This is a genomic window from Kitasatospora mediocidica KCTC 9733 (assembly GCF_000744225.1).
GTDB lineage: Bacteria > Actinomycetota > Actinomycetes > Streptomycetales > Streptomycetaceae > Kitasatospora > Kitasatospora mediocidica.
This window is the reverse complement of record NZ_JQLN01000003.1, coordinates 62,221-86,532: the sequence shown is the minus strand read 5'-3', so window position 1 is coordinate 86,532 and position 24,312 is coordinate 62,221. Positions and strand designations below refer to the sequence as shown.

Annotated in this window: 14 protein-coding genes and 3 rRNA genes; 7 read left to right on the top strand and 10 right to left on the bottom strand. The window is 68.8% G+C overall.

Annotated elements, in window-relative coordinates:
* Positions 1-86: 86 nt before the first annotated feature.
* The gene (locus tag BS80_RS05805; RefSeq protein WP_083974293.1) at positions 87-2,114 is read right to left on the bottom strand and encodes a M3 family metallopeptidase; all 2,028 of its coding nucleotides are present in this window, start codon (positions 2,112-2,114) and stop codon (positions 87-89) included.
* 225 nt (positions 2,115-2,339) lie between these two features.
* Between BS80_RS05805 and BS80_RS05800 the strand changes: the two genes are divergently transcribed.
* Positions 2,340-4,052 (top strand): bifunctional 3'-5' exonuclease/DNA polymerase, encoded by a 1,713-nt coding sequence (locus tag BS80_RS05800; RefSeq protein WP_051966140.1) that lies wholly within the window; start codon positions 2,340-2,342, stop codon positions 4,050-4,052.
* Positions 4,053-4,061: 9 nt separating this feature from the next.
* Here the strand turns inward: BS80_RS05800 and dhaM are convergent, their stop codons facing one another.
* Positions 4,062-4,454: a dihydroxyacetone kinase phosphoryl donor subunit DhaM gene (dhaM, locus tag BS80_RS05795; RefSeq protein ID WP_035794078.1), complete on the bottom strand. Its 393-nt coding sequence runs from the start codon at positions 4,452-4,454 to the stop codon at positions 4,062-4,064.
* 120 nt (positions 4,455-4,574) lie between these two features.
* On the opposite strand from dhaM, the gene dhaK reads away from it, so the two are divergent.
* Together dhaK and dhaL are read left to right on the top strand one after the other, a co-directional pair.
* On the top strand, positions 4,575-5,570 hold the full coding sequence (dhaK, locus tag BS80_RS05790) for a dihydroxyacetone kinase subunit DhaK (protein ID WP_035794077.1): 996 nt from the start codon (positions 4,575-4,577) through the stop codon (positions 5,568-5,570).
* A gap of 19 nt (positions 5,571-5,589) precedes the next feature.
* A complete protein-coding gene (dhaL, locus tag BS80_RS05785) occupies positions 5,590-6,216 on the top strand; it encodes a dihydroxyacetone kinase subunit DhaL (RefSeq protein WP_035794076.1) in 627 nt (208 codons plus the stop codon).
* Between the two features lie 13 nt (positions 6,217-6,229).
* Here the strand turns inward: dhaL and BS80_RS05780 are convergent, their stop codons facing one another.
* Positions 6,230-7,399, bottom strand: coding sequence for a PP2C family protein-serine/threonine phosphatase (locus BS80_RS05780; RefSeq protein ID WP_051966138.1), 1,170 nt, complete (start codon positions 7,397-7,399; stop codon positions 6,230-6,232).
* A gap of 197 nt (positions 7,400-7,596) precedes the next feature.
* Here BS80_RS05780 and BS80_RS05775 point away from each other — a divergent pair, with 197 nt between their 5' ends.
* Both BS80_RS05775 and BS80_RS05770 read left to right on the top strand, forming a co-directional pair.
* Entirely contained in the window at positions 7,597-7,857 is a 261-nt protein-coding gene (locus BS80_RS05775) for a heavy-metal-associated domain-containing protein (RefSeq protein WP_232246393.1), read from the top strand.
* A 61-nt stretch (positions 7,858-7,918) separates the two neighbouring features.
* On the top strand, positions 7,919-10,213 hold the full coding sequence (locus BS80_RS05770) for a heavy metal translocating P-type ATPase (protein WP_035794075.1): 2,295 nt from the start codon (positions 7,919-7,921) through the stop codon (positions 10,211-10,213).
* A gap of 42 nt (positions 10,214-10,255) precedes the next feature.
* Here the strand turns inward: BS80_RS05770 and BS80_RS05765 are convergent, their stop codons facing one another.
* The 3 genes from BS80_RS05765 to recD2 all read right to left on the bottom strand — a co-directional run bounded on the left by BS80_RS05765 (position 10,256) and on the right by recD2 (position 15,248).
* The gene (locus BS80_RS05765) at positions 10,256-10,975 is read right to left on the bottom strand and encodes an SDR family NAD(P)-dependent oxidoreductase (RefSeq protein WP_051966136.1); all 720 of its coding nucleotides are present in this window, start codon (positions 10,973-10,975) and stop codon (positions 10,256-10,258) included.
* A 494-nt stretch (positions 10,976-11,469) separates the two neighbouring features.
* Complete coding sequence (locus tag BS80_RS05760; protein ID WP_035794073.1) at positions 11,470-12,774, bottom strand: citrate synthase; 1,305 nt, start codon at positions 12,772-12,774, stop codon at positions 11,470-11,472.
* Positions 12,775-13,016: 242 nt separating this feature from the next.
* The gene (gene recD2 / locus BS80_RS05755; protein WP_051966134.1) at positions 13,017-15,248 is read right to left on the bottom strand and encodes an SF1B family DNA helicase RecD2; all 2,232 of its coding nucleotides are present in this window, start codon (positions 15,246-15,248) and stop codon (positions 13,017-13,019) included.
* A gap of 187 nt (positions 15,249-15,435) precedes the next feature.
* Here recD2 and BS80_RS05750 point away from each other — a divergent pair, with 187 nt between their 5' ends.
* Together BS80_RS05750 and BS80_RS05745 are read left to right on the top strand one after the other, a co-directional pair.
* Entirely contained in the window at positions 15,436-16,227 is a 792-nt protein-coding gene (locus BS80_RS05750; RefSeq protein WP_035794072.1) for a VOC family protein, read from the top strand.
* Between the two features lie 27 nt (positions 16,228-16,254).
* Entirely contained in the window at positions 16,255-16,707 is a 453-nt protein-coding gene (locus tag BS80_RS05745) for a GNAT family N-acetyltransferase (RefSeq protein ID WP_035794071.1), read from the top strand.
* 83 nt (positions 16,708-16,790) lie between these two features.
* Here BS80_RS05745 and rrf read toward each other — a convergent pair.
* The 4 genes from rrf to BS80_RS05725 all read right to left on the bottom strand — a co-directional run bounded on the left by rrf (position 16,791) and on the right by BS80_RS05725 (position 24,128).
* Positions 16,791-16,907, bottom strand: a 5S ribosomal RNA gene (gene rrf, locus BS80_RS05740).
* Positions 16,908-16,991: 84 nt separating this feature from the next.
* Positions 16,992-20,112, bottom strand: a 23S ribosomal RNA gene (locus BS80_RS05735).
* 284 nt (positions 20,113-20,396) lie between these two features.
* Positions 20,397-21,918 (bottom strand): 16S ribosomal RNA (locus BS80_RS05730).
* The 16S, 23S and 5S rRNA genes sit together here, the layout of an rRNA operon.
* A gap of 524 nt (positions 21,919-22,442) precedes the next feature.
* Positions 22,443-24,128 (bottom strand): ribonuclease J, encoded by a 1,686-nt coding sequence (locus BS80_RS05725; RefSeq protein WP_035794070.1) that lies wholly within the window; start codon positions 24,126-24,128, stop codon positions 22,443-22,445.
* Between the last annotated feature and the right edge of the window lie 184 nt (positions 24,129-24,312).

The window sequence follows — 24,312 nt, the reverse complement described above, 5'->3', positions numbered from 1 at the left end:
GTCGGGCTGACACCCCACTGAACTGCCCGGTGCGCCGCGGGAACCGACCCGCGGCGCACCGGTGCACCAGCTCGCTACGGCTGCCGCTACCCGGCCAGCCCCCGCCGGGCCAGCAGCGGCGCGGTGTCGGGGTCGCGCCCGACGACCGCGCGGAACGCGTCCATCGCGTCCACGCTGCCGCCCCGGGCCAGGAGTTCGCGCCGGAAGATCTCGCCGCTCTCCCGGACGGTCCGCCCGTTGCCGCGGAACCACTCCACCGAGTCGGCGTCCAGCACCTCGGACCAGATGTAGGCGTAGTAGGCCGCGCTGTAGTCGTTGGTGAAGATGTGGTTGAAGTACGTCGACCGGTAGCGCGGCGGGATCGCGGCGACCGCGAGGCCCGCCTCCTTCAGCGCCCGGGCCTCGAACTCGACGGCGTCGGTGATCACCGTGCCGGCCGGGACGGAGTGCCAGGCCCAGTCCAGCAGGGCCGCCGCGAGGTACTCGACGGTCTTGAAGCCCTGGCCGAAGTTCTCGGCCGCCGCCAGCCGTTCGAGCAGCTCGGCGGGGAGCGGCTCGCCGGTCAGGTGGTGCCTGGCGAAGTTGGCCCGGGTCTGCGGCCAGCTCGCCCACATCTCGTTGACCTGCGAGGGGAACTCCACGAAGTCCCGCGGCACCGACGTGCCGGCCAGCAGCGGGTAGCGGACGTCCGAGAAGAGCCCGTGCAGCGCGTGGCCGAACTCGTGGAACAGCGTGGTGACTTCGTCGCCGGTCAGGAGCACCGGCTCACCGGGCGCGGCGTGCGCGATGTTGAGGTTGTTGTAGACCACCGGTCGGCGGTCGAACAGCCCTGACTGCTGGACCAGTTCGTCCATCCAGGCGCCACCGCGCTTGGAGGACCGGGCGTGCAGGTCGGCCAGGTAGAGGCCCAGCGGGCTGCCGTCCTCCTCGAAGACCTCGAAGACCCGGGTCTCCGGGTGGTAGCCGACCAGGTCCTCGCGCTCGGTGAAGGTCAGTCCGTAGACCTGCCCGGCGGCGTGGAACACCCCGTCCCGCAGCACCCGTTCGAGCTCGTAGTAGGGGCGCAGCGCCGTCGCGTCCAGGTCGTACTCGGCCTGGCGGACCCGCTCGGCGTAGTACGCCCAGTCGTGCGCCCCGAAGTCGGTGACGCCGTCCGCCGCGGCGGCCCGGATCAGCTGCTCGGCCTCGCGCTCGGCGTTGGCGACGGCCGGCGGGACCAGCCGGGCCAGCAGCGCGTCGACCGCCTCGACGGTCCCCGCCGTCTCGTCCGCGACCACGTACGCGGCGTGGCTGGGGTGGCCGAACAGGGCGGCCCGCTCGGCCCGCAGACCCGCCAGCCGGATGGCGACCGGACCGTTGGTCCGCTCGGCACGCCCGAGCGAGGCGGCCATCAGCCGGCGGCGCACCTCGCGGTCGGTCAGAAAGGCCAGCTCGGGCTGGGCGGAGAAGTTCTTCAGGCTCAGCACGTACTTGCCCGGGTGGCCCAACTCCTCGCCGCTCGCGGCGGCGGCGGCGATCGCGCCGGCCGTGAGTCCGGCCAACTCCCCGGCGCTGTCCAGCACCAGGGCGTCGGCCGCGGTCGCCTCGAAGACGTTGCGCTCGAAAGTGCCGGCGGCGGCGGCGATCTCCGCGTTCAGCTCGCGCAGCCGCTGCTGGTCGGCGGCCGGAAGCTGCGCCCCGGCCCGGACGAACCGGTTGTGATGGCGCTCCACCAGGCGCAGCGACTCGGGGTCGAGGCCCAGCTCCGCGCGCTGACCGTACACCGCGTCGATCCGCTCGAAGAGCGCCCGGTCGAGGTGGACGGCGTCGCTGTGCGCGGCCAGCCGGGGCCGGAACTCGGCGTCCAGGGCCTGCACGGCCGGGTTGGTGAGCGCGGCGTTGTGGTTGTCGAACACCGGCAGCACCCGCCGCAGCAGGCTGCCCGAGCGTTCCAGCGCGACCACGGTGTTCTCGAAGCTCGCCGGCTCGGGGTTCCCGGTGATCGCGGCGATCTCCGCCAGCTGCTCGTCCATGCCCTGTTCGAGGGCCGGCCGGTAGTGCTCCTCACGGATCTCCGCGAAGTCCGGCAGCTGGTAGGGCAGTGGACTGGGAGCGAGGAAGGGATTTTTCGTCACCCGCAGACCTTACGCGTCGTCATCGCGGCAGACGAGGGCCCCGAGGGCAGCCGGGGTCGCCGGGCGGCCCGGATCCCAGGGACAGCCCGGATCCCAGGGACAGCCCAGGCCGGCCGGACGCGCTGCTGGCGGGCCTGGCGGCCACTGTCAGTCCCACCCGCTAACGTCGCACCGACCGGCAGCATCCGCACCGACCGCACCGACCCAGCCAGAGAGGAGGCCGCCATGGCGCCCCGGATCGCCCTTGTCCCGGATGCCCACGGCCCCGGCGGCCGCCTGCAACGGCTCACCGACGACGGCACGGCCGTCGGCTCCCCCATCACCGTCGCCGAGCTGGCCCGCCCGGTGGCCGAGCTGGAGTCGGCCGAGCACCCGCGCTGGGTCTGGGCCGCCACCGAGTCCGCCTACCACCCGCTGCTGCCCGCGCTGGCGCACCGGCTGGGCCGCTGCCACGACCTGCGCCTGGTCGAGGCCCTGCTGCTGGCCCACGAGGGCCGCTTCGGCGATCCCCGCTCGCTCGGCGCCGGCTGGGCCCGGCTGCACGGCCTGCCGGTGCCGCCCGACCTGCCCGACAGCGGCGGCGCCGAGGTCCAGGACACCCTCTTCGCCCCCGACCGGCTGCAACTGCCGCCCGGCACCGACCCGCTGGAGGCCGTTCTGGCCGTCCACGCCGACCAGCAGCGCCGGCTGCGGGCGATCGAGGGCGACGCCGAGCGGTCCCGGTTCCGCCTGCTGGTCGCCGCCGAGTCGGCTGGCGCCCTGGTCGCCGCCGAGATGCAGCAGGACGGCCTGCCCTGGCGCACCGAGGTGCACGACGCGCTGCTCTCCGAGCTGCTCGGCCCGCGCCCGCACATCCCCGGCACCCAGCCCGCCAAGCTCGCCGAGCTGGCCACCCAGCTGCAACAGGCGCTCGGCGGGCGCCCGTTCAACCCGGACTCGCACAGCCAGGTGCTGCGCGCCTTCGCCGACCAGGGCATCCAGCTGCCCTCCACCCGGTCCTGGGAGCTGCGCCAGGTCGATCACCCGGCCGCCGAGCTGATGATCCGCTACAAGGAGCTCGCCCGGATCCACGCCGCGCACGGCTGGGCCTGGCAGGACGCCTGGGCGCGCGGCGGCCGGTTCCGCCCCGAGTACGTGGTCGGCGGCGTGGTCTCCGGCCGCTGGGCCAGCCGGGGCGGCGGAGCGCTGCAGATCCCGCGGATCCTGCGCCGGGCGGTGGTCGCCGACCCGGGCTGGGAGCTGGTGGTGGCCGACGCGGCCCAGCTCGAACCGCGGGTGCTCGCCGCGCTCTCCGGCGACGTCGGCCTGATCCGTACGGCGGCCGGCGGCGACCTCTACGAGGCGCTGGCCGCCTCCGCCTTCCGTGGCGACCGGGACAAGGCCAAGCTCGGTCTGCTCGGCGCGATGTACGGGCAGACCAGCGGCGACATCGGCCCGCTGCTGGCCACCCTCCGCCAGCGCTACCCGGCCGCCATGGGCTATGTGGAGGCGGCCGCCCGCACCGGCGAGGACGGCGGGATCGTGCACTCCCGGCTCGGCCGCACCTGCCCGCCGCCGTCCGCCGCCTGGCTGGACCTCACCGAGTCGCTCGCCCCCGGCGCCGACGCCGCCGACCCGGCCGGGCGCTCGGCTCGCGCCCGAGGCCGGTTCACCCGCAACTTCGTCATCCAGGCCAGCGCCGCGGACTGGGCGCTGGCCCTGCTCGCCGCGCTGCGCCGAAGACTCCTCGCGCTGGACGCCGGCCCCGCCGACCGGCCGCACCTGGTCTTCTTCCAGCACGACGAGGTGGTGGTGCACACCCCGGTCAACCTGGCGGACGAGGCCGCCGCCGCAGTGGCCGAGGCCGCGCTGGAGGCCAGCCGGCTGGTCTTCGGCGACACCCCCGTGCAGTTCCCGATGAGCAGCGCCGTGGTGGAGTGCTACGCGGACGCCAAGTAGCGCGGGCCCTCAGAATTTCGCCACGTTCCGGGCGTCCTGCGCCGCCGCGCGCACCTCGGCCAGGGCGGCCCCGGTCGAGGCGGTCACCACCGCCGCCACCGCCCCCTCCACGAACGGGGCGTCCACCAGGACGACTTCGTCGCGCCCGAGATCCTCCAGCGCGGTCCGCGCGGTCAGCACCGAGCTGCCGAGGTCGGGCAGCACCAGCACGCCGGCACCGCCGTCGGCCTCCCGCACCGCGGCCAGCACCAGGTCGTAGCTGGTGCCGATGCCGCCGTCCGCGGTCCCGCCCGCGACGGCCACCACGACCTTCCCGCCGCCCAGTTGCCCGGCCAGTTCGCGCACCCCGGCCGCCAGCAGCGCGCTGTGCGAGACCAGGACGATTCCCACCGATGCCGTCATGCCGCCAGGGTAGAACGCACCGGCGCGCCGGGCCCGGCCGAAACACCTGGGGAAAGCAGTCGCAGTGGGTTAGCGTCGATGGCGAGCCCGGTTCGACCCGCCCCCACCGGAGACGCAGCCATGAAGAAGCTCATCAACAGCCCGGAGTCCGTTCTGGACGACGCCCTGGCCGGAATCGCCGCCGCCCACCCGGAATTGACGGTGGACCGAGCCGCCAGGGTGATCCTTCGGGCGGGCGGGCCACGCCCCGGCAAGGTCGCCGTGATCTCCGGCGGCGGCTCCGGCCACGAACCCCTGCACGCGGGCTTCGTCGGCCCCGGCATGCTGGACGCCGCCTGCCCGGGTGAGGTCTTCACCTCCCCCGTGCCCGACCAACTCCTCGCCGCGATCAGGGCGACCGACGGCGGCGCCGGGGTGGTCTTCGTGGTGAAGAACTACACCGGCGACGTGCTGAACTTCCAACTCGCCGCCGAGCTCGCCGCCGAGGACGGCATCGAGGTCCGCACCGTCCTGGTGAACGACGACGTCGCCGTCAAGGACTCCACCTGGACGGCCGGCCGCCGCGGCACCGGCGCGACGGTCGTGGTCGAGAAGGCGGCCGGTGCGGTGGCCGAGGGCGGCGGGACGGCCGCCGAGGTCGCCGCGGCCGGCCAGCTGGCCAACGCCGCCTCCCGGTCGTTCGCGGTGGCGCTGTCGCCCGCCACCGTCCCGGCCGCGGGCCGCCCCGGCTTCGACCTCCCGCAGGACGAGGTCGAGCTCGGCGTCGGCATCCACGGCGAGCCCGGGCGCCGCCGCGCGCCCATGCGGGCGGCCCGGGAGCTGGCGGCCGAGGTGGTGGACGCCATCCTGGCCGAGCACACCCTGACCGCCGGCGACGAGACGATCGTGCTGGTCAACGGCCTGGGTGCGACCCCGCTGCTGGAGCTCTACATCGTCTTCGGCGAGGTGAGCGCGCTCCTGGCCGAACGCGGCATCCGGATCGCCCGCAGCCTGGTCGGCAACTACGTGACCAGCCTGGACATGGCCGGATTCTCGCTCACCCTCACCAAGGCCGACGCCCGGCTGTTGGAACTCTGGGACGCCCCGGCCAGCACCCCGGCGCTGCGCCGGCCCTGAAACCGTGAAGGAGCCCGCGGTGGACACCGCACTCGCACTCGGCTGGCTGCACGCCACCGCCGCGGCCGTCGAGCAGCACGAGCCGGAACTGACCGCGCTGGACTCCGCGATCGGCGACGGCGACCACGGCAGCAACCTGCGGCGCGGCTTCACCGCCGTCCTGGCCGCCGTGGACGCGCTGCCGCCGGACACCCCGGTGGGCGCGGTGCTCGGCAAGGCCGGCACGACCCTGATCTCCACCGTCGGCGGCGCCTGCGGCCCGCTCTACGGCAGCGCCCTGCGCACCACCGGTGCCGCGCTGCCCACGCCGAAGGCCGACATCACCGACCTGGCCGCCGCCCTGCGCGCGGGCCTGTCCACCATCCAGCGGCTCGGCGGCGCGGTCCCCGGCGACAAGACCATGGTCGACGCCTTCGAACCGGCGGTGGCCGCGCTGGAGCGGGCCGCCTTCGACGGCTTCAGTCTGCGCGAGGCGGCCGCGCTGGCCGCCGAGGCCGCCGAGCGGGGCGCCCGCGACACCGTCCCGCTGGAGGCCCGCAAGGGCCGCGCCTCCTACCTGGGCCCGCGCAGCATCGGCCACCAGGACCCGGGCGCCACCTCCACCGCGCTGCTCTTCCGCGCGTTGGCCCGGACCGCCGGCGCCTGAGAGCCCGGCGGATTCACTGCGTGCGGCTGAGCAGCAACAGCAGCGCGTCGTCCCGCAGCTCGCCACCCGTGTGCTGCAACAGGTCCGCGTAGAGCCGCGCCAGCGCCGCGTCCAGGTCGGCGCCCGAGCCGCCGCAGCCGGCCACCAGCGCGCCGACCCGTTCCTCCAGCGGATAGAACGCGCCACCCACCCGGTGCCGGGCCTCGACCACCCCGTCGGTGCAGAGCACCATCACGTCGCCCACCTCGAACGGCTGGTCCCAGCTCTGCGGCTGTCCTGGCGCGAGGCGCCCGAGGCCGAGCGGCACCCACGGGTCGGGCGCCTCCAGGACCGTGGTCAGACCGTCCTCGCGCACCCGCAGCGGCGGCACGTGCCCGTACTGCAGCAGCTCGACCACCCCGGAGCTGCGGAACTCGACGAACAGCGCGGTGGTGAACTCGCCGTCCGGCACATGACGCTCCACGCTGGCCTCGATCCGCGCCGCCACCCCGCGCAGCCCGGCCTCGTCGTAGGCCGCCTCGCGGAACGCGCCGAGCACCACCGCCGCCGTCTGGACCGCCTCCAGGCCCTTGCCCCGGACGTCCCCGATCAGCACCCTGGTTCCCGACTCGGTGTCCAGCGCCGCGTAGAGGTCGCCGCCGATCCGCGCCTCGTCGGCCGCCGAGGCGTAGCGGGCCGAGAGCCGCACCTGCCCCACCTCGGGTCCCGGCTGGCGCAGCAGCGCCCGTTGGGCCGCCTCGGCCACCGAGCTGACCGCGGCGAAGGCCGCCGCGCGCCGCATCCGGACCCGCGCCACGTACGCGCTGAACAGGGTCAGCGAGACGTAGGTGATCATCGAGCCGAACAGGAACCGCCGGTCCTGCGGATCGGTGACGTGGTCGTAGTGGTTGAGCCCGATCAGGGCGCCCAGTCCCACCGTGCAGACCATCAGCACCTCGGCCGCCGACAGCGTGAGCGCGGCGATCGACGGCACGACGATCATCAGCGGTGCCAGATAGCGCTGCTGACCGATCGCCAGGTCCACCACCGTGACGATCAGGATGGTCAGGACCGCCGGCGCCATCCTGCGACGCAGCGGGACGTCCCGCAGGTCGACGGCGAGCAGCGCCCGTCGGCGCCGTGTGCGAGGCAGCCCGGACGCCTCGGGCGCGAGCGCGGTGACAACGCGGCGGAGACGGGACACGAGGGGAACATTACGGACAATCCATCGGGCCTGCCCTCCATTCGGCGCCGCGCCACCCGTTGTCGCCACCCGGGAGCGGCGCGTCGGACTGACGGTACCCGTCCGGCTACTGTCTGCTAGCGGACGGTGCCATCACCCGATCCACCTCCACACCCCCCACCTTCGGAATACCCCTGGGGGGTATCGTGTTCTTGACCATGCAGGTGCGCGCCGCACCCCTCGACCCCTCGGAGGCCCCGATGTCCAACATCACCACCTACACCGTCACCGGCATGAGCTGCGGCCACTGCGAGAAGTCGGTGAGCAGCGAGATCGCCACGATCGCCGGCGTCACCCAGGTCGCCGCCGACGCCAAGGCCGGCACCGTGACGGTCTCCTCCCAGTCACCGTTGGACGAGAGCGCACTGCGCGCCGCGATCGACGAGGCGGGCTACGAACTGGTGGGCCGGTCAGCCTGAGCCCGGTACGGGGGCGGCGCCGCAGCCGCCCCCGTACGCTCTCCCCCAAGGAGTGGAACTGATGAGCACACTTTCCCCGGGCATAGACGGCCCGATCGTGCGGGACCGGATCGAGCTCTCGATCGGCGGGATGACCTGCGCCTCCTGTGCGGCGCGGATCGAGAAGAAACTCAACCGGATGGACGGCGTCGAGGCGACCGTCAACTACGCGACCGAGAAGGCCCGGGTCGACTTCGGTCCGGCGGTGAACGTGTCCGACCTGATCGCCACGGTCGAACGCACCGGCTACACCGCGGAACTGCCCCCGCCGCCGCCCGCACCGGCCGAGCCCGCCGACGCCGGCGCGAGCGACGCGCACCAGAACCCGCAGTCGTCGTCGGCGCCCGACCCGCTGCGCGACCGGCTCCGGCTGAGCGCCGCGCTCACCGTCCCGGTGGTGCTGCTCTCGATGGTGCCCGCGCTGCAGTTCAACGACTGGCAGTGGCTGGCCTTCGCGCTGACCGGCCCGGTCGTCGCCTACGCCGGCTGGCCGTTCCACCGGGCCGCCTGGACCAACCTCAAGCACGGCGCGGCCACCATGGACACCCTGGTCTCGCTGGGCACCCTGGCCGCCTTCGGCTGGTCGGTCTGGGCGCTGTTCCTCGGCACCGCCGGGATGCCCGGGATGCGGCACGAGTTCACCCTCGCGGTGGGCGGCCAGGACACCTCCTCCGCCCTGTACCTGGAAACCGCTGCCGCCGTCACCACGCTGATCCTGCTCGGCCGCTGGCTGGAGGCCCGTTCCAAGCGGCGGGCCGGCGCCGCCCTGCACGCGCTGCTCGACCTGGGCGCCAAGGATGTGGCGGTGCTCCAGGACGAAGTGGAGGTGCGGATCCCGATCGGGCGGCTGACCCTCGGCAGCCGCTTCGTGGTGCGCCCCGGTGAGAAGATCGCCACCGACGGCGTGGTCGTCGAGGGCACCTCCGCCGTGGACGCCTCGATGCTGACCGGTGAGTCCGTCCCGGTCGAGGTGACAGTGGGCGACCACGTCACCGGCGCCACCGTGAACGCCGGCGGCCGGCTGGTCGTCGAGGCCCGCCGGGTCGGCGCGGACACCCAGCTGGCCCGGATGGCCAAGCTGGTCGAGGAGGCGCAGAACGGCAAGGCCGCCGCGCAGCGGCTCGCGGACCGGATCTCCACGGTCTTCGTCCCGGTGGTGATCCTGATAGCGCTGGGCACCCTGGTCGGCTGGCTGCTGGTCACCAGCAGCCCCACCGAGGCCTTCACCGCCGCCGTCGCCGTGCTGATCATCGCCTGCCCGTGCGCGCTCGGCCTGGCGACACCGACCGCGCTGATGGTCGGGACCGGTCGTGGCGCGCAGCTGGGCATCCTGATCAAGGGACCCGAGGTACTGGAGACCACCCGGCGGGTGGACACCGTGGTGCTGGACAAGACCGGCACCGTCACCACCGGCCGGATGTCGCTGGCCGCCGTGCACACCGCCGAGGGCGTGTCGCGGGCCGAGGCGTTGCGGCTGGCCGGCGCGCTGGAACATGCCTCCGAGCACCCGATCGCGGCGGCCATAGCGGCCGCGGCGGCCACCGAGCAGGCCGGCGCCCTGCCGCCGGTCGAGGACTTCGAGAACCTGCCCGGCCGCGGTGTGCGGGGCGTGGTGGACGGTCACGCGGTGATCGCCGGGCGTGCCGAGCTGCTGGCCGAGCGGTCGCAGCCGCTGCCCCCGGCGCTCGCCGAGGCCAAGGCCGCCGCCGAGGCGGCCGGCCGCACCGCGATCGCGGTCGGCTGGGACGGCGCCGCCCGCGCGGTCCTGGTGGTGGCCGACACCGTCCGGCCCACCAGTGCCGAGGCGGTCCGCGAGCTGCGGGCGCTGGGCCTGCGTCCGGTCCTGCTGACCGGCGACAACCGCGCGGTGGCCGAGGCGGTCGCCGCCGAGGTCGGCATCGAGGCGGCCGACGTGATCGCCGAGGTGCTGCCCGAGGACAAGGTGGCCACCGTGCGGCGCCTCCAGGCCGAGGGCCGCTCGGTGGCGATGGTCGGGGACGGCGTGAACGACGCCGCCGCGCTCGCCCAGGCGGATCTGGGCCTGGCCATGGGCACCGGCTCGGACGCCGCCATCGAGGCCGGCGACCTGACCCTGGTCCGCGGCGACCTGCGGTCGGCGGCCCAGGCCATCCGGCTCTCCCGCCGGACCCTGTCCACCATCAAGGGCAACCTGTTCTGGGCCTTCGCCTACAACGTGGCGGCCATCCCGCTGGCCGCCGCCGGCCTGCTCAACCCGGTGGTGGCCGGGGCCGCGATGGCCTTCTCCTCGGTCTTCGTGGTCAGCAACAGCCTGCGCCTGCGCCGCTTCGCCGCCTGACCCCGACGGCGGCGGACCGCTGGACCAAGGCCCGTACAGGCCCTAACGCCCCAGCAGTTCGCCGCCGTTGCAGTGCAGGATCTCGCCGGTGATGAAGCCGGCCTCCGCCGAGGCGAGGAAGAAGACCGCCGCGGCGACCTCGCCGGTCTCGCCGATCCGGCCGAGCAGGGTGCGGGCGGCCCGCCGGGAGACCTCCGCCTCGTCCAGCCGGGGTCCGAAGAACTCGGTGCCCGCCACGGTGCCCGGGGCCACGATGTTGGCGGTGATCCCGGACGGGCCGACCTGGGCGGCCAGGAAGTTGTTCCAGGCGTGCAGCGAGGCCTTGGCGGCCCCGTACGAGCCCGCGCCGCGCAGCGCCGCGATCGAGCTGATCGTGACCACCCGGCCGGTGCCCTGGGTGAGCCGGTCCCGGACCGACTCGGTGATCAGGACGGCGGTCAGCACGTTCCGCTCGAAGTCGCCGCGCCAGCGGGCCAGCAACGCGTGCGGCCCGGCGACGAAGCCGGTCTCGCGGCTGCCCGCGTTGTTCACCAGGACGTCGATCCGGCTCGGCAGCGTCCCCAGCGCGGCCTCCACGGCGTCCGGGTCGGCCAGGTCGCAGACCAGTGGCGTGACGGACCCGCCCAGGCTCGCGGCGGCGGTGTCCAGGACCGCGCGGCGGCGGCCGACGATCACCACCCGGTCGCCCGCCTCGGCGAACCGCCGGGCGATCTCGAAGCCGATGCCGGTGCCACCGCCGGTGACGACAACGTTTCTGGCCATCTGCACATCTCCCGCCCTGTCCGTACCGGAATGACACGATTCCTATCACGCTGGGTTGCGAGAGTTACGGGGAGGGTGACGTGGATCCGGTCGGGGGATGTGGTATGGACGGGCTACCCATCCGTATACGGAACGTAGCGAGAGCCAACTCACACTGTCCAAACGTAACTTTGCCGACCCCAATACGTCTTACCTTGTGAAGTGCGGCAGAGAACTGCGGAACGGCAACAGTGCGGCCCACCCCCCTCCGGGGCCCGCACGCTCGCAGTGAACGCCGCCGACGGGGCTCCGGCGGGCCCCGGGACGGCCGTCCCCACGGACGGCCTCGCGCACGGCGCCGGGGACCGGTGTGGTCGGGGATGCTTTGAGCGGCCTTCCCCGGCAGCACCGACTCCCTGGGCGTCGTGCGCCGCAACACGGCGCCGGCTACGGCCGGTACGCCGAAGGGCCCCGCTGCGGTCGCAGCGGGGCCCTTCGGTTCGGGACGGGAGCGGTCAGCGCTCGCCCAGGGCGACGTAGTCGCGAATCGCGGTGCCGGTGTAGATCTGGCGCGGACGGCCGATCCGGCTGCCCGGGTCGTTGATCATCTCGTGCCAGTGGGCGATCCAGCCCGGCAGCCGGCCGATCGCGAACAGCACGGTGAACATGCTGGTCGGGAAGCCCATGGCGCGGTAGATCAGACCCGTGTAGAAGTCCACGTTCGGGTACAGCTTGCGCGAGATGAAGAAGTCGTCGTTGAGCGCGTGCGCCTCGAGCTTGAGCGCGATCTCCAGCAGCTCGTCGGACTGGCCGAGCTGCGCGAGCACGTCGTGCGCCAGGCCCTTGACCAGCTGGGCACGCGGGTCGAAGCTCTTGTACACGCGGTGACCGAAGCCCATGAGCTTCACGCCGTCCTCGCGGTTCTTCACCTTGCGGATGAAGGCGTCGACGTCGCCGCCGTCCTGCTGGATCTGCTCCAGCATCTCCAGCACCGCCTGGTTGGCGCCGCCGTGCAGCGGGCCCCAGAGCGCGGAGATACCGGCCGAGATCGAGGCGAACTGGTTCGCGTGGCTGGAGCCGACCAGGCGCACGGTGGAGGTCGAGCAGTTCTGCTCGTGGTCCGCGTGCAGGATGAACAGCTTGTCCAGCGCGTCGACGACCACCGGGTTGAGCTCGTAGTCCTGCGCGGGGACCGCGAAGGTCATCCGCAGGAAGTTCTCGACGTAGCTGAGGTCGTTGCGCGGGTAGACGAACGGCTGGCCGACCGACTTCTTGTACGCGTAGGCCGCGATGGTCGGCAGCTTGGCGAGCAGCCGGACGGTCGACAGGTGGCGCTGGCCGGCGTCGAACGGGTTGTGGCTGTCCTGGTAGAAGGTCGACAGCGCGCCGACCACCGAGGAGAGCATCGCCATCGGGTGGGCGTCCCGCGGGAAGCCCTGGTAGAAGCGCTTGACGTCCTCGTGCAGCAGGGTGTGCTGGGTGATCTCGTTGCTGAAGACCGCCAGCTGGTCGGCGGACGGCAGCTCACCGTTGATCAGGAGATAGGCGGTCTCGATGAAGCTGCCCTGGTTGGCCAGCTGCTCGATCGGGTAGCCGCGGTAGCGCAGGATGCCGTTGTCGCCGTCCACGAAGGTGATCGCGGACTTGTAGGCGGCGGTGTTGCCGAAGCCGTTGTCCAGGGTGACCAGGCCGGTCTGCGGCAGCAGCTTCGAGATGTCGAAACCGGCGTTGCCCGCAGTGCTCTCGACGACGGGGTACTCGTACTCGCCGCCCTGGTACCGCAGTACTACTGCGTCCTGACTGTTCTCGCTCACGCTCATCCTCACCAACGAAATGAATCCTCTTCCAAGGTGCCCTGACTGCTTCCACCCTCCCCCATCCGGAGGACGGTCGCGCACCCGGGGTGGCCCGAAAGAGCCTTGTTCTACAAAAGCTGACGCCACAGCCGCTACGAACCGGACAAGATCGCGTCAAGACTAGGCTGGTCCATCAATTTCTTCACGTCAAGATACCCTCGCCGGAGCCCGGAGCCCGCGCCGAGACTCCGGGGCCCCCGCGGGGCTCAGCCGGTGGCCAGCCGATGGTCCAGCGCGGAGTGCCGCCGGCCGGCACTGACCGTACGGACCGCCTGGCCAAGGGCTTTGCGGGACCCGACCAGGACGACGAGCTTCTTGGCCCGGGTGACGGCGGTGTAGAGCAGGTTGCGCTGGAGCATGGTCCAGGCCGACGTAGTGACGGGAATCACCACCGCCGGGTACTCACTGCCCTGCGAACGGTGGATGGTGACGGCGTACGCGTGGGCGAGCTCGTCCAGCTCGTCGAAGTCGTAGGGCACCTCCTCGTCCTCGTCGGTGAGCACGGTGAGCTTCTGCTCCTCGACGCTCAGCGCGGTGACCACGCCGACGGTGCCGTTGAAGACGCCGTTCTGCCCCTTCTCGTAGTTGTTGCGGATCTGGGTGACCTTGTCGCCGACCCGGAAGGTGCGCCCGCCGAACCGCCGCTCGGGCAGCCCCTCCCGGCCGGGGGTCACCGCGGCCTGCAACAGCGTGTTGAGATTGCCCGCGCCGGCCGGACCGCGGTGCATCGGGGCCAGCACCTGGACGTCGCGGCGCGGGTCGAGCCGGAACTTCTGCGGGATCCGGCGCGCCACCACGTCCACCACCAGGCCGGCCGCCCGCTCGGTGTCGTCCTCGACGAACAGGAAGAAGTCCGGCAGGCCCTCGGTGATCGGCGGCAGGCCCTCGTTGATCCGGTGCGCGTTGGTCACCACGCCGGACTGCTGCGCCTGCCGGAAGATCCGGGTCAGCCGCACGGACGGGATCGGGCCGCCGTCCGCCAGCAGGTCGCGCAGCACCTCCCCGGCACCGACCGAGGGCAGCTGGTCCACGTCCCCCACGAAGAGCAGGTGCGCGCCCGGCGCCACCGCCTTGACCAGCTTGTTGGCGAGGATCAGGTCGAGCATCGAGGCCTCGTCGACCACCACCAGGTCGGCGTCCAGCGGACGGTCCCGGTCGTAGGCCGCGTCGCCGCCCGGCCGCAGCTCCAACAGCCGGTGCACGGTGGAGGCCTCACAGCCCGTCAGCTCCGCCAGTCGCTTGGCGGCCCGCCCGGTCGGCGCGGCCAGCAGCACCTTGGCCCGCTTGGCCAGCGCCAGCGTCACGATGGACTTCACGGTGAACGACTTGCCGCAGCCCGGCCCGCCGGTCAGCACCGCGACCTTCTGGGTCAGCGCGAGGCGCACCGACTCCTGCTGCTCCGGCGCCAGCTCGGCCCCGGTCTGCCGGGCCAGCCAGCCGAGCGCCTTGGGCCAGTCCACGTCGGCGAAGCCGGGCATCCGGTCGGTGTCCGCGCGCAGCAAGCGCAACACCTGGTTGGAGAGCGAGATCTCGGCCCGGTGGAACGGCACCAGGTAGACCGCGGTGATCCGCTCCCCGCCCTCGCCGGGCAGGCTCTCGCGGACCACGCCCTCCTCCGCCACCAGGGCGGCCAGGCAGTCGATCACCAGACCGACGTCCACCTGGAGCAGCTTCACCCCGTCGGCGATCAGCCGCTCCTCCGGGAGGTAGCAGTGCCCCTGGTCGCTGGACTGCGACAGCGCGTACTGCAGGCCCGCCTTGACCCGCTCCGGGCTGTCGTGCGGGATCCCGACGGCCTGCGCGATCCGGTCCGCGGTGAGGAAGCCGATGCCCCAGACGTCGGACGCCAGCCGGTACGGCTCGTTCTTCACCACGCCGATCGAACTGTCGCCGTACTTCTTGTAGATCCGCACCGCGAGCGAGGTGGAGACGCCGACCCCCTGGAGGAAGACCATCACCTCCTTGATCGCCTTCTGCTCCTCCCAGGCCGCCGCGATCATCTTGGTCCGCTTGGGCCCCAGCCCCGGCACCTCGATCAACCGCTTCGGGTCCTGCTCGATCACGTCCAGGGTGTCGGCGCCGAACTTCTCCACGATCCGCTCCGCGAAGCGCGGGCCGATCCCCTTGATCAGGCCCGAGCCCAGGTAGCGCTGGATGCCCTGGATCGTGGCCGGCAGCACGGTGGTGTAGTTCTCCACGACGAACTGCTTGCCGTACTGCTGGTGCGAGGCCCACCGCCCGTGCAGTCGCAGCGACTCGCCGGGCTGGGCCCCCAGCAGGGCGCCGACCACCGTCAGCAGGTCGTTGGCGCCACGGCCGGTGTCGACCCGGGCCACCGTGTAGCCGGTCTCCTCGTTGGCGTAGGTGATCCGCTCCAGTACGCCCTCCACCTGGGCGAGCTGCCGCGGAGCCGCCTCCTGCACCGGCTGCGCACCCATCCGGACCCCCTTGCGGTACTCGTGAGCTTCCGCTACGCACCGTACCGTCCCGCGGCGACAACCCGGGCCGAGCCCGTCGAAGCGCACTTGTCAGCGCCTGGTGCCAGGCTGAAGTGGCAGAGGGAACACTTCGTCCTGCCCGTGGCCGCCGGTGCGGCAGCCGGGCCCGCAAAGGAGCGGAACGACCATGCTGACGACCACGTACATTCCCGGCACCCCGAACTGGCTCGACCTCGGCAGCCCCGACAGCGCGGCCTCCCAGGCCTTCTACGGCGGCCTCTTCGGCTGGACGTTCGCCTCTGCCGGCCCCAACTCCGGCGGCTACGGCTTCCTCCAGCACAACGGCCGGACGGTCGCCGCGATCGGCCCGCTGAGCGAGGAGGGCGCGCGGAGCGCCTGGACGCTGTACTTCCACACCGCTGACGCCGACCAGACCAACAAACTCGTCGAACAGGCCGGCGGGACGGTCCGGTTCGGGCCGTTCGACGTCTTCGCCAACGGCCGGATGGCCGGCTACACCGACCCGACCGGCGCCGAGTTCGCCGTCTGGCAGCCCGGCGAGACGGCGGGCCTGGACGCCGTCACCGAGGTCGGCACGCTCTGCTGGACGGAACTGCACACCAGCGACCCGGCCGCCGCCAAGCCGTTCTACCGCACGGTCTTCGGCTGGCAGGAACAGGACGTGCCGTTCGGCGACTTCACCTACACCGTGGTCACCCCGGTCGGCGGCGGTACGGACGCCAGCCAGGGCGGCATCGCCGTACTGCTGCCGGAGCGCACCGCGGCCGGCACCGGCTCGCACTGGCTGCCGTACTTCGAGGTCGCCGACGTCGACGCCACCATCGCCCGGGCCACCGAACTCGGCGGCGCCGTCCGGGCCCCCGCCTACGACGCCCCCGGCGTCGGCCGGTTCGCCCAACTCGCCGACCCGCACGGTGCCGCCTTCTCGATCATCACCAGTGCCGCTCCCGGGGAATGAGTTTCCGGCAGCTCCTAAGCTGAGCCCATGAACGATCTTGTGATCCGTCCGGCCACACCGCACGACGTCCCGGCGATCGTGGCCCTGCTCGCGGCCGACCCCCTGGGTGTCGGCCGCGAGTCCCCCGACGATCTGGCGCCCTACTACGCGGCCTTCGAACGCATGGCCGCCGACCCCCACCAGCACCCGACTGTGGCAGTCCGGGACGGCCGGGTGGTCGGCACCCTCCAACTCAGCGTCATCCACGGGCTCTCCCGCCGCGGTGCGACCCGGACGATCATCGAGGCGGTCCGCATCCACAGCGACGAGCGCGGCAACGGCCTGGGCAGCCGGCTCATCACCTGGGCCGTCGAGGAGTCCCGCTCCCTGGGAGCCGACCTGGTGCAGCTGACCTCGGACGCGAGCCGGGTCGACGCCCACCGCTTCTACGAGCGACTGGGCTTCACCGGATCGCACATCGGCTTCAAGCTCCAGCTCTGAGCTGCTTCACACTGCTCCAAACCCAGCCGGAAACGCAGATAACCCCCATCCGATTTCTCGGATGGGGGTTATCTGGAATGATTGTTCGGCGGCGTCCTACTCTCCCACAGGGTCCCCCCTGCAGTACCATCGGCGCTGTGAGGCTTAGCTTCCGGGTTCGGAATGTAACCGGGCGTTTCCCTCACGCTATGACCACCGAAACACTATGAAACTGTCAACCGCACCACCCCATGGCCACGGGGTGGGGTCGTTGTTTCAGAACAACACAGTGGACGCGAGCAACTGAGGACAAGCCCTCGGCCTATTAGTACCGGTCAGCTCCACCCATTACTGGGCTTCCACATCCGGCCTATCAACCCAGTCGTCTACTGGGAGCCTTACCCTCTCAAGGAGGTGGGAATACTCATCTCGAAGCAGGCTTCCCGCTTAGATGCTTTCAGCGGTTATCCCTCCCGAACGTAGCCAACCAGCCATGCCCTTGGCAGGACAACTGGCACACCAGAGGTTCGTCCGTCCCGGTCCTCTCGTACTAGGGACAGCCCTTCTCAATATTCCTACGCGCACAGCGGATAGGGACCGAACTGTCTCACGACGTTCTAAACCCAGCTCGCGTACCGCTTTAATGGGCGAACAGCCCAACCCTTGGGACCTACTCCAGCCCCAGGATGCGACGAGCCGACATCGAGGTGCCAAACCATCCCGTCGATATGGACTCTTGGGGAAGATCAGCCTGTTATCCCCGGGGTACCTTTTATCCGTTGAGCGACGGCGCTTCCACAAGCCACCGCCGGATCACTAGTCCCTGCTTTCGCACCTGCTCGACCCGTCGGTCTCACAGTCAAGCTCCCTTGTGCACTTACACTCAACACCTGATTGCCAACCAGGCTGAGGGAACCTTTGGGCGCCTCCGTTACTCTTTAGGAGGCAACCGCCCCAGTTAAACTACCCACCAGACACTGTCCCTGATCCGGATCACGGACCTAGGTTAGACATCCAGCACGACCAGAGTGGTATTTCAACGTCGACTCCACGACAACTGGCGTTGCCGCTTCAAAGTCTCCCACCTATCCTACACAAGCCGAACCGAACACCAATATCAAGCTATAGTAAAGGTCCCGGGGTCTTTCCGTCCTGCTGCGCGAAACGAGCATCTTTACTCGTAATGCAATTTCACCGGGCCTATGGTTGAGACAGTCGAGAAGTCGTTACGCCATTCGTGCAGGTCGGAACTTACCCGACAAGGAATTTCGCTACCTTAGGATGGTTATAGTTACCACCGCCGTTTACTGGCGCTTAAGTTCTCAGCTTCGCCTAGTCGAAACTAGACTAACCGGTCCCCTTAACGTTCCAGCACCGGGCAGGCGTCAGTCCGTATACATCGCCTTACGGCTTCGCACGGACCTGTGTTTTTAGTAAACAGTCGCTTCTCGCTGGTCTCTGCGGCCACCCCCAGCTCAGGAAGTAAATTCCATCACCAGGCGTGGCCCCCCTTCTCCCGAAGTTACGGGGGCATTTTGCCGAGTTCCTTAACCATAGTTCACCCGAACGCCTCGGTATTCTCTACCTGACCACCTGAGTCGGTTTGGGGTACGGGCCGCCATGAAACTCGCTAGAGGCTTTTCTCGACAGCATAGGATCATCCACTTCACCACAATCGGCTCGGCATCAGGTCTCAGCCTCAATGAGTGACGGATTTGCCTATCACTCGGCCTACACCCTTACCCCGGGACAACCACCGCCCGGGCTGGACTACCTTCCTGCGTCACCCCATCGCTCACCTACTACCCTGTTGGGTCAGCGGCTCCACCACGTCCCTTCGTCCGAAGACTCCAGGCCGGCTTCGCGGCTTTAGCATTCAGAGGTTCGACGTTGGCGCTTCAAAGCGGGTACGGGAATATCAACCCGTTGTCCATCGACTACGCCTGTCGGCCTCGCCTTAGGTCCCGACTTACCCTGGGCAGATCAGCTTGACCCAGGAACCCTTGGTCAATCGGCGCAAGAGTTTCCCACTCTTGTATCGCTACTCATGCCTGCATTCTCACTCGTGAACCGTCCACAACTGGATTCCTCCGCTGCTTCACCCGGCACACGACGCTCCCCTACCCATCACAGCCCCCGTTGGGAGTATTGCTGCAATGACACGACTTCGGTGGTGTGCTTGAGCCCCGCTACATTGTCGGCGCGGAATCACTTGACCAGTGAGCTATTACGCACTCTTTCAAGGATGGCTGCTTCTAAGCCAACCTCCTGGTTGTCTGTGCGACTCCACATCCTTTCCCACTTAGCACACGCTTAGGGACCTTAGTCGGTGTTCTGGGCTGTTTCCCTCTCGACCATGGAGCTTATCCCCCACAGTCTCACTGCCACGCTCTCACTTACCGGCATTCGGAGTTTGGCTAAGGTCAGTAACCCGGTGAGGCCCATCGCCTATCCAGTGCTCTACCTCCGGCAAGAAACACGTGACGCTGCACCTAAATGCATTTCGGGGAGAACCAGCTATCACGGAGTTTGATTGGCCTTTCACCCCTAACCACAGGTCATCCCCCAGGTTTTCAACCCTGGTGGGTTCGGTCCTCCACGAAGTCTTACCTCCGCTTCAACCTGCCCATGGCTAGATCACTCCGCTTCGGGTCTTGGGCATGCAACTCAACCGCCCTATTCGGACTCGCTTTCGCTACGGCTACCCCACACGGGTTAACCTCGCTACACACCGCAAACTCGCAGGCTCATTCTTCAAAAGGCACGCAGTCACGAGACACACAGCAAGCTGGTGTCCGACGCTCCCACGGCTTGTAGGCACACGGTTTCAGGTACTATTTCACTCCGCTCCCGCGGTACTTTTCACCATTCCCTCACGGTACTATCCGCTATCGGTCACTAGGGAATATTTAGGCTTAGCGGGTGGTCCCGCCAGATTCACACGGAATTTCTCGGGCTCCGTGCTACTTGGGAGAAGCTCAAGTGAGCCGTACAGATTTCGTCTACGGGGGTCTTACCCTCTACGCCGGACCTTTCGCATGTCCTTCGACTACCCATACGGTTTCTGACTCACCCAGCCGCCGGCAGACGACTGAAGAACTTTCCCACGACCCCGCATTGGCAACCCCTGCCGGGTATCACACCAATACGGTTTAGCCTCATCCGGTTTCGCTCGCCACTACTCCCGGAATCACGGTTGTTTTCTCTTCCTGAGGGTACTGAGATGTTTCACTTCCCCTCGTTCCCTCCACATACCCTATGTGTTCAGGTATGGGTGACAGCCCATGACGACTGCCGGGTTTCCCCATTCGGAAACCCCCGGATCAAAGCCTGGTTGACGGCTCCCCGGGGACTATCGTGGCCTCCCACGTCCTTCATCGGTTCCTAGTGCCAAGGCATCCACCGTGCGCCCTTAAAAACTTGGCCACAGATGCTCGCGTCCACTGTGCAGTTCTCAAACAACGACCAGACACCCACCTACACAACCCCAAGAATGAGGCAATGTCCGTGGGACCGGCTCCAGAGGTACCAGCCATACGGCCGTTCCCTCAGGACCCAACAACGTGCCCGACACACCCGACCCGCTGAAACGTTCCACGCACCGAAGTGCAGTACTGGTAACAACCAACCGTGTGTGCCGAATAGTCAACGTTCCACCCATGAGCAACCAACCCGGGACATTCGCCCAGGTCTGGCTATGTGCTCCTTAGAAAGGAGGTGATCCAGCCGCACCTTCCGGTACGGCTACCTTGTTACGACTTCGTCCCAATCGCTGGTCCCACCTTCGACGGCTCCTCCCCTTACGGGTTAGGCCACCGGCTTCGGGTGTTACCGACTTTCGTGACGTGACGGGCGGTGTGTACAAGGCCCGGGAACGTATTCACCGCAGCATGCTGATCTGCGATTACTAGCAACTCCAACTTCATGGGGTCGAGTTGCAGACCCCAATCCGAACTGAGGCCGGCTTTTTGGGATTCGCTCCGCCTCGCGGCATCGCAGCCCTTTGTACCGACCATTGTAGCACGTGTGCAGCCCAAGACATAAGGGGCATGATGATTTGACGTCGTCCCCACCTTCCTCCGAGTTGACCCCGGCAGTCTCCTGTGAGTCCCCATCACCCCGAAAGGCATGCTGGCAACACAGAACAAGGGTTGCGCTCGTTGCGGGACTTAACCCAACATCTCACGACACGAGCTGACGACAACCATGCACCACCTGTATACCGACCACAAGGGGGCGACCATCTCTGGCCGTTTCCGGTATATGTCAAGCCTTGGTAAGGTTCTTCGCGTTGCGTCGAATTAAGCCACATGCTCCGCTGCTTGTGCGGGCCCCCGTCAATTCCTTTGAGTTTTAGCCTTGCGGCCGTACTCCCCAGGCGGGGAACTTAATGCGTTAGCTGCGGCACCGACGACGTGGAATGTCGCCAACACCTAGTTCCCACCGTTTACGGCGTGGACTACCAGGGTATCTAATCCTGTTCGCTCCCCACGCTTTCGCTCCTCAGCGTCAGTAATGGCCCAGAGATCCGCCTTCGCCACCGGTGTTCCTCCTGATATCTGCGCATTTCACCGCTACACCAGGAATTCCGATCTCCCCTACCACACTCTAGCCTGCCCGTATCGAATGCAGACCCGGGGTTAAGCCCCGGGCTTTCACATCCGACGTGACAAGCCGCCTACGAGCTCTTTACGCCCAATAATTCCGGACAACGCTCGCACCCTACGTATTACCGCGGCTGCTGGCACGTAGTTAGCCGGTGCTTCTTCTGCAGGTACCGTCACTTGCGCTTCTTCCCTGCTGAAAGAGGTTTACGACCCGAAGGCCTTCATCCCTCACGCGGCGTCGCTGCATCAGGCTTTCGCCCATTGTGCAATATTCCCCACTGCTGCCTCCCGTAGGAGTCTGGGCCGTGTCTCAGTCCCAGTGTGGCCGGTCGCCCTCTCAGGCCGGCTACCCGTCGTCGCCTTGGTAGGCCATTACCCCACCAACAAGCTGATAGGCCGCGGGATCATCCTGCACCGCCGGAGCTTTCCACCCACCCCCATGCGAGGACAGGTCATATCCGGTATTAGACCTCGTTTCCAAGGCTTGTCCCAGAGTGCAGGGCAGATTTCCCACGTGTTACTCACCCGTTCGCCACTAATCCACCCGAAGGCTTCATCGTTCGACTTGCATGTGTTAAGCACGCCGCCAGCGTTCGTCCTGAGCCAGGATCAAACTCTCCGTGAATGTCTGCCCGTAATCGGGCTCAACACCCGCGTTGAGCGGCACGACAACCACCGGAATAGGGTGGCTACGTGCACTGCGTCCTCGCTGTGTCTTACTTCAAAAGGAATCTCCAACCCCGATCAAAGACCGAGGCCGGGGATGTCAACATATCTGGCGTTGACTTTTGGCACGCTGTTGAGTTCTCAAGGAACGGACACTGTCTTCAAGCCGCTCTCGCAGGCTCTCCGAGTGTTTCGCTCTTTCGTGTTTCCAGCTTATCAGATCCGGTTGAGTACCTTTTCCGACTCGCTTTGCTTTCGGCCTTTCGGCTTTCCGCTGTCCCAGACTCTAGCAGAGTTTGTGTTTCGCATATTCCTTCGAAAAGGGCATGCGGAACCACTCGTCAGATATTCGGGGGTTTGTCGCCGCACCGCTCCAGGCAGTCGGGGCAACTCGGAGAACACTACGCACCTGAACGGCCGGAGTCAAACGGGTGGGCCCCGGGCAACAGCCCGGGGCCCACGCGGCACCGCTCACCAGGTCCGTCAGACCTCGACGACGACCGGCAGGATCATCGGGCGGCGGCGGTAGTTGTCCGCCACCCACTTGCCGACCGTACGGCGCACCAGCTGCTGCACCTGGCGCGGCTCCAGCACGCCGTTGTCGGCGGACTTGCGCAGCGCCTCCTCCAGCTTCTGCACGACCGGCCCGAAGGCGTTGTCGTCGATGCCGGAGCCACGGGCCTGGATGGTCGGCCCGTTCACGATCTTCCCGCTGGACGAGTCGACGACCACGAAGACCGAGATGAAGCCCTCCTCGCCGAGGATCCGACGGTCCTTCAGCGAGGCCTCGGTGATGTCGCCGACGGACGAGCCGTCGACGTACACGTAACCGGCCTGGACCTTGCCGACGATCTTCGCGACACCGTCGACCAGGTCGACGACCACGCCGTCCTCGGCGATCACCGTGCGGTTCTTCGGGACACCGGTCTTGATGCCCAGGTCCGCGCAGGCCCGCAGGTGGCGCCACTCGCCGTGCACCGGCATCAGGTTCTTCGGCCGGCAGATGTTGAAGAAGTACAGCAGCTCGCCCGCCGAGGCGTGCCCGGAGACGTGCACCTTGGCGTTGCCCTTGTGGACGACGTTGGCGCCCCAGCGGGTCAGGCCGTTGATGACGCGGTAGATCGCGGTCTCGTTGCCGGGGATCAGCGAGGAGGCCATGATCACGGTGTCGCCCTCGACGATCCGGATCTGGTGGTCCCGGTTCGCCATCCGCGACAGGGCCGCCATCGGCTCGCCCTGCGAGCCGGTGCAGACCAGGACGACGTCCTTGTCCGGCAGGTCGTCCAGCGTCTTCACGTCGACGATCAGGTTGCCCGGCACCTTGAGGTAGCCCAGGTCGCGCGCGATGCCCATGTTGCGGACCATCGAGCGGCCCACGAAGGCGACCTTGCGCCGGTTCTCGTGCGCGGCGTCCAGCACCTGCTGGATGCGGTGCACGTGGCTGGCGAACGAGGCCACGATGATGCGCTTCTGCGCACCGGCGAAGACCGTGCGCAGCGCGGCGGAGATGTCCCGCTCGTGCGGGATGAAGCCGGGGACCTCGGCGTTGGTGGAGTCCACCAGCAGGAGGTCGATGCCCTCCTCCGCCAGCCTGGCGAAGGCCGGCAGGTCGGTCAGCCGGCCGTCCAGCGGCAGCTGGTCCATCTTGAAGTCACCGGTGGCCACGACCATGCCGGCGGGCGTGCGCACGGCGACCGCGAGCGCGTCCGGGATGGAGTGGTTGACCGCGATGAACTCGCAGTTGAACGGGCCGATCTGCTCCCGCTCGCCCTCCACGACCTCAAGGACATAGGGCCGGATCCGGTGCTCGGCGAGCTTGGCCTCGATCAGGGCCAGGGTCAGCTTGGAGCCGATCAGCGGGATGTCCGGGTTCTCCCGGAGCAGGTACGGCACGGCCCCGATGTGGTCCTCGTGACCGTGGGTCAGGATGATGCCGTCGATCTTGTCGAGGCGATCCCGGATCGAGGAGAAGTCCGGCAGGATCAGGTCGACGCCGGGCTGCTCGTCCTCGGGGAAGAGGACGCCACAGTCGATGATGAGCAGCCGGCCGGCGTACTCGAGCACCGTCATGTTGCGGCCGATCTCACCGAGACCGCCGAGCGGGGTGACACGGAGGGCGTTCGGCGCGAGGACCGGGGGCGCGCCGAGTTCGGGATGCGGGTGGCTCAAAAGACTCTCCTCACGCAGCACGCCATATGCCCGGGGAGCCTCCCCTGATGACATATGGCGTGCGGCTTCGCTAGGTACCTACCAGGTCGGTCCGCTCGTCACCGAGCGGGTGGTCTGCTGTGCCTCGCGCCTTTGGTCCGGTCCAGCGGCAGGCCCCCTGGTGGACAGGGGGTCCGGCGAGCCG

What these genes read in the sequence shown, in the direction of transcription:
- BS80_RS05800 (WP_051966140.1), top strand. Translation starts at nt 2,340, where the DNA reads ATGGCGCCCCGGATCGCCCTTGTCCCGGATGCCCACGGCCCCGGCGGC.
- dhaM (WP_035794078.1), bottom strand. Translation starts at nt 4,454, where the DNA reads ATGACGGCATCGGTGGGAATCGTCCTGGTCTCGCACAGCGCGCTGCTG.
- dhaK (WP_035794077.1), top strand. Translation starts at nt 4,575, where the DNA reads ATGAAGAAGCTCATCAACAGCCCGGAGTCCGTTCTGGACGACGCCCTG.
- BS80_RS05775 (WP_232246393.1), top strand. Translation starts at nt 7,597, where the DNA reads ATGCAGGTGCGCGCCGCACCCCTCGACCCCTCGGAGGCCCCGATGTCC.
- BS80_RS05770 (WP_035794075.1), top strand. Translation starts at nt 7,919, where the DNA reads ATGAGCACACTTTCCCCGGGCATAGACGGCCCGATCGTGCGGGACCGG.
- BS80_RS05765 (WP_051966136.1), bottom strand. Translation starts at nt 10,975, where the DNA reads ATGGCCAGAAACGTTGTCGTCACCGGCGGTGGCACCGGCATCGGCTTC.
- BS80_RS05760 (WP_035794073.1), bottom strand. Translation starts at nt 12,774, where the DNA reads ATGAGCGTGAGCGAGAACAGTCAGGACGCAGTAGTACTGCGGTACCAG.
- recD2 (WP_051966134.1), bottom strand. Translation starts at nt 15,248, where the DNA reads ATGGGTGCGCAGCCGGTGCAGGAGGCGGCTCCGCGGCAGCTCGCCCAG.
- BS80_RS05750 (WP_035794072.1), top strand. Translation starts at nt 15,436, where the DNA reads ATGCTGACGACCACGTACATTCCCGGCACCCCGAACTGGCTCGACCTC.
- BS80_RS05745 (WP_035794071.1), top strand. Translation starts at nt 16,255, where the DNA reads ATGAACGATCTTGTGATCCGTCCGGCCACACCGCACGACGTCCCGGCG.